This window comes from Demequina soli, assembly GCF_000971195.1.
Taxonomy (GTDB): Bacteria; Actinomycetota; Actinomycetes; order Actinomycetales; family Demequinaceae; genus Demequina; species Demequina soli.
The window spans coordinates 512155-518962 of the sequence record NZ_BBLZ01000003.1; the positions used below are offsets into that span (position 1 = coordinate 512155).

Annotated in this window: 7 protein-coding genes; 1 reads left to right on the plus strand and 6 read right to left on the minus strand. The window is 72.0% G+C overall.

The features are described 5' to 3' along the window. Positions 1–40: 40 nt before the first annotated feature. Complete coding sequence (gene lplAB, locus AOM04_RS09025; RefSeq protein ID WP_062464421.1) at positions 41–1093, minus strand: lipoate-protein ligase LplAB; 1053 nt, start codon at positions 1091–1093, stop codon at positions 41–43. Between the two features lie 87 nt (positions 1094–1180). After that, the gene (gene cimA / locus AOM04_RS09030) at positions 1181–2782 is read right to left on the minus strand and encodes a citramalate synthase (protein WP_062464422.1); all 1602 of its coding nucleotides are present in this window, start codon (positions 2780–2782) and stop codon (positions 1181–1183) included. Between the two features lie 217 nt (positions 2783–2999). On the opposite strand from cimA, the gene AOM04_RS09035 reads away from it, so the two are divergent. Beyond that, positions 3000–3956 carry a dioxygenase family protein gene (locus AOM04_RS09035; RefSeq protein WP_062464423.1) on the plus strand — a complete coding sequence of 319 codons (957 nt, stop codon included), beginning with the start codon at positions 3000–3002 and terminating at the stop codon, positions 3954–3956. A gap of 104 nt (positions 3957–4060) precedes the next feature. Here AOM04_RS09035 and AOM04_RS09040 read toward each other — a convergent pair whose 3' ends face one another. From AOM04_RS09040 to AOM04_RS09055, 4 genes are all read right to left on the minus strand, one after another. Then, entirely contained in the window at positions 4061–4300 is a 240-nt protein-coding gene (locus AOM04_RS09040) for a hypothetical protein (protein ID WP_062464424.1), read from the minus strand. Between the two features lie 43 nt (positions 4301–4343). Further along, entirely contained in the window at positions 4344–4580 is a 237-nt protein-coding gene (locus tag AOM04_RS09045; RefSeq protein WP_062464425.1) for a hypothetical protein, read from the minus strand. 51 nt (positions 4581–4631) lie between these two features. Beyond that, on the minus strand, positions 4632–4901 hold the full coding sequence (locus tag AOM04_RS09050; protein ID WP_062464426.1) for a hypothetical protein: 270 nt from the start codon (positions 4899–4901) through the stop codon (positions 4632–4634). 139 nt (positions 4902–5040) lie between these two features. Beyond that, complete coding sequence (locus AOM04_RS09055; protein ID WP_082104522.1) at positions 5041–6774, minus strand: AfsR/SARP family transcriptional regulator; 1734 nt, start codon at positions 6772–6774, stop codon at positions 5041–5043. Between the last annotated feature and the right edge of the window lie 34 nt (positions 6775–6808).

Consider the following 6808-nt stretch of genomic DNA (forward strand, 5'->3'; position numbering starts at 1 on the left):
ACGATGCGGCGGCGGGGCCGCACGCATCGTCCAGGCTCGCTCAGGGGACCAGCTTGAGCCACTCCTCGGTCGCGAACTTCGACTCGACGCGCGCCTCCGCGAGGGCGATCTCCTCCTCCGTCACGGCACCCGGACGGGTGGCGTAACGCGAGCGGAAGTGGTCGAGGAACGCGTCGATGACCGCGCCCCGCTCCATGCCGGTCTGGCTGCGCAGCGGGTCGACGCGCTTGTTCGCGCTCTTGGTGCCCTTGTCGGACAGCTTCTCGCGGCCGATGCGCAGCACCTCGAGCATGGCGTCCGCGTCGATGTCGTACGCCATGGTGACGTGGTGCAGCACCGCGCCGGAGGCGTAGCGCTTCTGCGCGGCGCCCGCGATCTTGCCGGCGGGCGAGGCGATGTCGTTGATCGGCACGTACGTCGCGTCGATGCCAAGCTCGCGGAGCGCGCCGAGCACCCAGTCGTCGAGGAACGCGTACGACTGCTCGAAGCTCAGCCCCTCGACCAGCGACGTCGGCACATGCAGCGAGTAGGTGATGGTGTTGCCCGGCTGGACGAACATCGCGCCGCCGCCGGAGACGCGCCGCACCACGGTCATGCCGTGCTTGGCGGCGCCCTCGTCGTCGATCTCGTTGCGCCACGACTGGAACGAGCCGATGATCACCGCGTTCGAGCCCCACTCCCACACGCGCAGCGTCGGCGGGCGGGTACCGGCGGCGACCTCCTCGGACAGGACCTCGTCGAGCGACATCTGCATGTAGGGGTCGCGCGGGACGTCGTGGATGACGTCGAACGTGTGGTCGTGCCAGCTGGTCGCGTGCCCGAGCGCGCGGCGCACCGCGATGCCCACCGCCTCCGGCGTGAAGCCGATGAACGTCGCGTCGCCCGCGGCACGCTGCACCGCGGCGGCCATCTGGGACACCGAGGCCGTGGCCGACAGCCCGTTGAGGGCGCGCGTGATGCCCAGGATCGCCTCGGCGGGCTCGAGGAAGAAGTCGCCCGAGATCACCACCCGGTCGATGACCTCGCCCGCGGAGTCGAGCTCGACGTCCGCGACCACGAGCTTGCCGCCTGGAACCTTGTACTCACCGTGCATGGAACCCATTGTCCCTTGCCTCCGCGACGGCTCGGGACGCTCAGTCCTCACGATCCGGGCCTCGCGGCGATCTCGGGACGATGCGCCTCACGGGTTGGGCGTGACCCCCGCCTTGAGCAGCCCGTAGAACAGCGAGTCGGTGAGCGCCTCCCATGCGGCCTCGATCATGTTCGGCCCGACGCCGACGGTGCGCCACTGCGTGCCCGTCTCCGTGTCGACCGTCGTGATGAGCACGCGGGTGACCGCGTCGGTGCCGTGCGCCGCATCCATGATGCGCACCTTGAAGTCGGTGAGGTCGAACCGCTCGATCTCCGGGTACGCCCCCGCGAGGGCTGTGCGCAGCGCGTGGTCGAGCGCGTTGACCGGGCCGTTGCCCTCGCCAACCGTGACGAAACGGCGGCCCCCGCCCGCCCGGATCTTGATGACGGCCTCGGCGTCGGCGTCGCGCGGGTTGCCCGGTGCGGACGACACGCGCACGCGCCACGTCTCCGTGTCCCAGTACTTCGGCGCGTCGCCCAGCTCCCACCGCAGGATCAGCTCGAAGGACGCGTCGGCGGCGTCGAACGTGTAGCCCATCGCCTCGGCGTTCTTCACGCGGTCGGTCACGCGCCCGAGCACGTCGGGGCGGTCCGCGAGGTCGAAGCCCAGCTCCTTGCCCTTGAGCTCGATCGACGCGCGCCCGGCCATCTCGGACACGAGCATCCGCATGTCGTTGCCCACGTACGACGGCTCCGTGTGCTGGTACAGGTCCGGGTCGACCTTGATCGCCGAGGCGTGCAGGCCGGCCTTGTGCGCGAAAGCGGAGGCGCCCACGTAGGGCTGGCGCGCGAACGGCGCGATGTTGGTGATCTCAGAGATGGTGTGCGCGATGCGGGTCGACTCCGCGAGGCCGTCCCCCTTGAGCGCGATCACGCCGCGCTTGAGCTCGAGGTTCGCGGCGACCGCGATGAGGTCGGCGTTGCCGGTGCGCTCGCCGTAGCCGTTGACGCAGCCCTGGACGTGGGTCGCGCCCGCCGCGACCGCGGCCATGGAGTTGGCGACCGCGCAGCCCGAATCGTTGTGGGCGTGCATGCCCAGCTGGGCCGTGGTGCGCCCACGCACCTCCGTCACGATCCGCGTGACGTCGTCGGGCAGCATCCCGCCGTTCGTGTCGCACAGCACCAGGGACGATGCGCCGCCCGCCTCGCCCGCGAGCAGCGCCCTGAGCGTGTACTCGGGGTCGTGCCGGTAGCCGTCGAAGAAGTGCTCGGCGTCGAGGACCACGCGGCGCCCCTCGCCGACCAGGAACGCGACGGTCTCCTCGATCATCGCGAGGTTCTCGTCGCCCGAGACACGCAGCGCGCGCTCGGCGTGACGGATGTCCGCCTTGGCGACAAGGGTGATGATGGGCGCCTCCGAGTCGAGCAGCGCGCGCACCTGCGGGTCGGACGCCGCCGACGTGCCCGCGCGGCGCGTCATGCCGAACGCCGCGAACTGCGCGTTCCTGAACGACAGCTCCTTGGCGACGAGCCCGAAGAACTCGGTGTCCTTGGGCACCGCGCCCGGCCATCCGCCCTCGATGACGCCCACGCCCAGCTCGTCCAGCAGCGGGGCGATCGCCATCTTGTCCGCGACGGACAGGTTCATGCCCTCCTGCTGCGCGCCGTCGCGCAGGGTGGTGTCGTAGATCTCGACCGTGAGATCCGTCATCGTGCTCAGCTCCTCAAGTCCGGCGCGGCCCGCGTCCCCAACAAAAAAGCCTCCCAGGGGTGCGGGAGGCTGCGCGTCGGGGCGTGAGGCCGACGCGCTACAGAATGATGATCGCGGTACGCATCGCGGCCATTGTGGCACATCCCGGGGACGATGCGGCGGGCACCCTCCCGCCGATTCCCAGCGAACCTGGAGCGTGACCGGACAGACTGACCGCATGACGCGCATCCCCGACCCCGTCCCCACCCCCGACGGCCCCGCCTACGAGGGCCGCCTCCTGCACCGCCCCGACGACGAGGTGGTCGACCAGGGCGCCGCCTTCGACATCGCGACGCTCCTCAGCCGTCGCGGCGCCGTGCGACTGCTGAGTCTCGGCACGGGCGCCGCGATCCTCGCGGCGTGCACGCCGCAGACCGGCTCGACCACCGCATCGTCCTCCGCGACCGCCGACGGGCTCACGGAGATCCCCGACGAGACCGCGGGCCCCTACCCCGGCGACGGATCCAACGGCCCCGACGTGCTGGAGGACTCCGGGATCGTGCGCCGCGACATCCGCACCTCGGTCGCGGGCGGCGACCCGGTCCCCGGCGTGCCGCTCGACTTCACCTTCACCGTGCTCGACATGGCGAACGGGGGCGTGCCGATGGCGGGCGCGGCGGTCTACGCGTGGCACTGCAGCGCGGGCGGGCTGTACTCGATGTACTCGGACGGTGTGACGGACCAGACGTGGCTGCGCGGCGTCCAGGTCACGGACGACGCCGGCGAGGTCACGTTCGCGTCCGTCATGCCCGGCTGCTACGCCGGCCGCTGGACCCACATCCACTTCGAGGTCTACCCGAGCGTCGATGACGTCACCGACTCCTCCAAGGCCATCGCGACGTCCCAGATGGCCTTCCCCCAGAACGTGCTCGACGCGATCTACACGCGCAACGAGTACGCCGGCTCGGCGGACAACCTCGCCCAGCTCAGCCTCGCGACCGACACCGTGTTCGGCGACGACGGCGGCGTGCACCAGATCGGGACCTTCAAGGGCGACGCCGACGCCGGCTACGCCTCGAGCCTCACGGTCCCGATCGACACCACGACCGCGCCGACGGGCGGGTCGATGGGCGGCGGCGCGCCGGGCGGCGGTCAGCCTCCACAGGGCGGCGCGGGCGCTCCCCCGTCCCGATAGACGTCGACGGGGGACGATGCGACCGGTGTGTGTCGCATCGTCCCCCGTGGACGTGGTGGGCGGGCGTGGATGTCGCCTCCCGGCGAGGTCCGTGCCCGTGAGCGTCAGGCGATGATGAAGGGCCTGATGCCGCCCGTGTCGAGGGTGTGGCGCGCGCGCCAGTCCCTCGGGTCGTGGAGCAGCTCGAGCTCGTGAAGGTCCTGCATCTCACGGTGGTGCTCGACGCGCTCCTGGTGGCGAGCCTCCTTGACCTGCGAACGGTGCCGGTGGAACCGCTCCATGAGGTGCCGGTGCGGCACCTGGTTGGCGCCCAGCGGGAACGGGCGGTAGGCGGTGGCGGTCATGTGAACTTCCCTCCCCTTCGAAGACGGCCCGGCGTGGCCGGGGTCATGCGATGCGACCGAAGGTCGGCAGCGCGAACGAGTCGCCGATCACCTGGGTGATCTGCGCGGCCGAGGGCATGCGCTGCGCGCGCAGCGCACGGCGCTCCTTGCGGCGGGCACCGGCGGCGGCGAAGCGGTCGGCGACCTCGCGGAGCGAGTCACGCGCGGTGCGCGCGACATCGGTGGGGGCGGGGGCGGTCGCGCCCTCGGCTCCGTAGTGGGGGACGGTGATGCTGGACATTGCTGAGGTCCTTCTTCTAGATAACGGTTGAGACGTGTGCGGTGTGACGGTCTAGGCGGTGAGGCGGAAGGCCCCGCGCCCTGCGGTGGCGGCCAGCTCCGAGGCGTGGAGGTCGGCGAGGTGCTCGAGGAGCGCCGATCGGGCGACGGCCCAGGCCCTCAGGCGCGACACCTCGGTGCCGGCCCAGTCGACGAGCGCTGCGGCCGCGCCGGGCGCGAGGCTGCTCACGGCCGAGGAGACCCTTTCGAGCTCCTCCTTGTGCGCCGCCGTGCCCTCCTCGACGAGTCGAGGACCGAGGTCTGCGGTGATCTGGATGGACATGACACCCTCCCTTCCACGCTGTCGTTCGGTGTCGAGTTCAGGGTGCGCGCGGTGCGTGTGAGGAGCCGTGTGACGCGGCTCACACTTCTGGGGGCACCGCCGACTCGGATCTCTACCAGGAACGACGGTGACGTGCGGGTCAGACGGGAAGGGGTACGGAGCCGCGGATCGCGTCGATGACCGCCTCGGCCCGGCCCAGGAGCTGCAGCATCTCGCCCCGGGCGGACGCCTTGAGCGCCTGCTCCGCGACCGTCAGCGCCCTCTCGGCGTCACCCGCAGCGAGGGCCACCTCGGCGTCGGTCACCTGGACCTCCACCTCGACCCACTTGTAGGAGTCGTTCATGCGCCGACACGCGAAGCCGGCCTGCGCGAGCCACGGAACGGCTGCGGCTGGGTCGCCCTCGGCGACGTACGTGAGGCCCATGGCCTTCGCCGCCACGCCCTCCCAGCAGGGGTCCTCGAGCTGACGCGCCAGCGCGTAGGTCGACTCGAGGTCGGTGCGCACCACCGCCGGAGACTCGCCCCGCGCCAGGCGGGCGTGCGCGTGCCACGCCTCGGGCCACGGGCGGATCGCCGTCCAACGCTCGCTCTGAGCCTGGCGCTGCGCCTCCTTGGCCCAGCGCTCGGCCGCGGCGAGCCAGCCGGACAGGTAGGCCGTGCGCGCCGCGCAGGCCATGGCCCAGATGCCGCGACGCACCGACCCGGTCTCGCGACACAGGTCGATCGCCTCGTCGAAGCGCTCGAGGGACTCGTCGAGCCGTCCCCAGTCGGACAGGTGGACGGCGTCGTAGGCCGCGACGTCCGCGCGGACACGCGGGAAGTCCTCCGCCGCCCGCCACGCGAGCGCGAGGCCGTCGACGGCGCAGTCGCGCCGCGCGGCGAGCACGTCCACGTAGGCCAGCTCGGCGAGCGCCTTCGCGGCGATCTCCTGCGCGCCCGCGCCCGTCGCGGCATCGCACGCGGCGTCGAGCACGATCGCGCCCTCGTCGTCGAGGCCGCGCGCGGCATGGACCAGCGCGGAGCCGAGCTCGAAGAGGCAGCTCGCCTCAAGCGCCCGATCCCCCGCCCCCTCGGCGGCCGCGACCGCGCCTCTGAGCGTGGCGATGCCGCTGTCGGCCGCGCCGGCCGCCACCGCAGCGAGGCCCGCCGTGAGCAGGGAGTTCGCGGTGGCGATGGAAGAGACGCCCGCGGTCGCGGGGGTGAGCGCGGGACGCGCGGCCGAGCCCAGCGCGCGGCTCGGAGCCACGCCCAGCTCGCGCATGAAGGCGGCCTCGGTGGCCGCCACGTGACGATGCGCGGAAACGCGGTCCCCCGCCGCCATGAACGCCTTCACGAGGAGCACGTGCGGCCCCTCCTCGAGCGGCGAGGTGTCGACCATGGCCGAGGCAAGCGCGAGCGCCCGTTGGTGGTCGTGCGCCGTCATGGCCCGGAGCGTCTCCTTGCGCAGCGTGCCGATCACCTCGCCGGCCACCCGCTGTCGCTCGACGAGCAGCCACGTGTCGAAGGCGGGCGAGGCCTGGACGTCGATGCCCTCGAGCAGCTCGCCCCGCGGGACCGGATCCGTGACACGGCCGTCGGCCACCATGTCGACGTCGACCTCGGTGCCCTCCTCGAGGTTGAGCTCGATGGGGTTGCCCAGCAACGCGTCGGGCATCCCCAGACGCCGGCGCAGCTCCGCGAGCGACCAGCGGAGGGCGCCCATGGGATCGTCGGCCTCCGCGAAGAGCTCGTTGACCAACTGCTGCCGCGAGACGCGGTCGGGGCTGCGCACGAGGCGCGCCAGCAGAGCCCACGACTTCGCACCACGAGGGCCGGGAAGTGTGAGGCCGTCGCGCACCAGTCGGGGCTGACCGATCAGACGAATCGAGAGCATCGGTCTCGCTCTCCACGCATGGCTCTCAGGGTAC

What these genes read in the sequence shown, in the direction of transcription:
- lplAB (WP_062464421.1), bottom strand. Translation starts at nt 1,093, where the DNA reads ATGCACGGTGAGTACAAGGTTCCAGGCGGCAAGCTCGTGGTCGCGGAC.
- cimA (WP_062464422.1), bottom strand. Translation starts at nt 2,782, where the DNA reads ATGACGGATCTCACGGTCGAGATCTACGACACCACCCTGCGCGACGGC.
- AOM04_RS09035 (WP_062464423.1), top strand. Translation starts at nt 3,000, where the DNA reads ATGACGCGCATCCCCGACCCCGTCCCCACCCCCGACGGCCCCGCCTAC.
- AOM04_RS09040 (WP_062464424.1), bottom strand. Translation starts at nt 4,300, where the DNA reads ATGACCGCCACCGCCTACCGCCCGTTCCCGCTGGGCGCCAACCAGGTG.
- AOM04_RS09045 (WP_062464425.1), bottom strand. Translation starts at nt 4,580, where the DNA reads ATGTCCAGCATCACCGTCCCCCACTACGGAGCCGAGGGCGCGACCGCC.
- AOM04_RS09050 (WP_062464426.1), bottom strand. Translation starts at nt 4,901, where the DNA reads ATGTCCATCCAGATCACCGCAGACCTCGGTCCTCGACTCGTCGAGGAG.
- AOM04_RS09055 (WP_082104522.1), bottom strand. Translation starts at nt 6,774, where the DNA reads ATGCTCTCGATTCGTCTGATCGGTCAGCCCCGACTGGTGCGCGACGGC.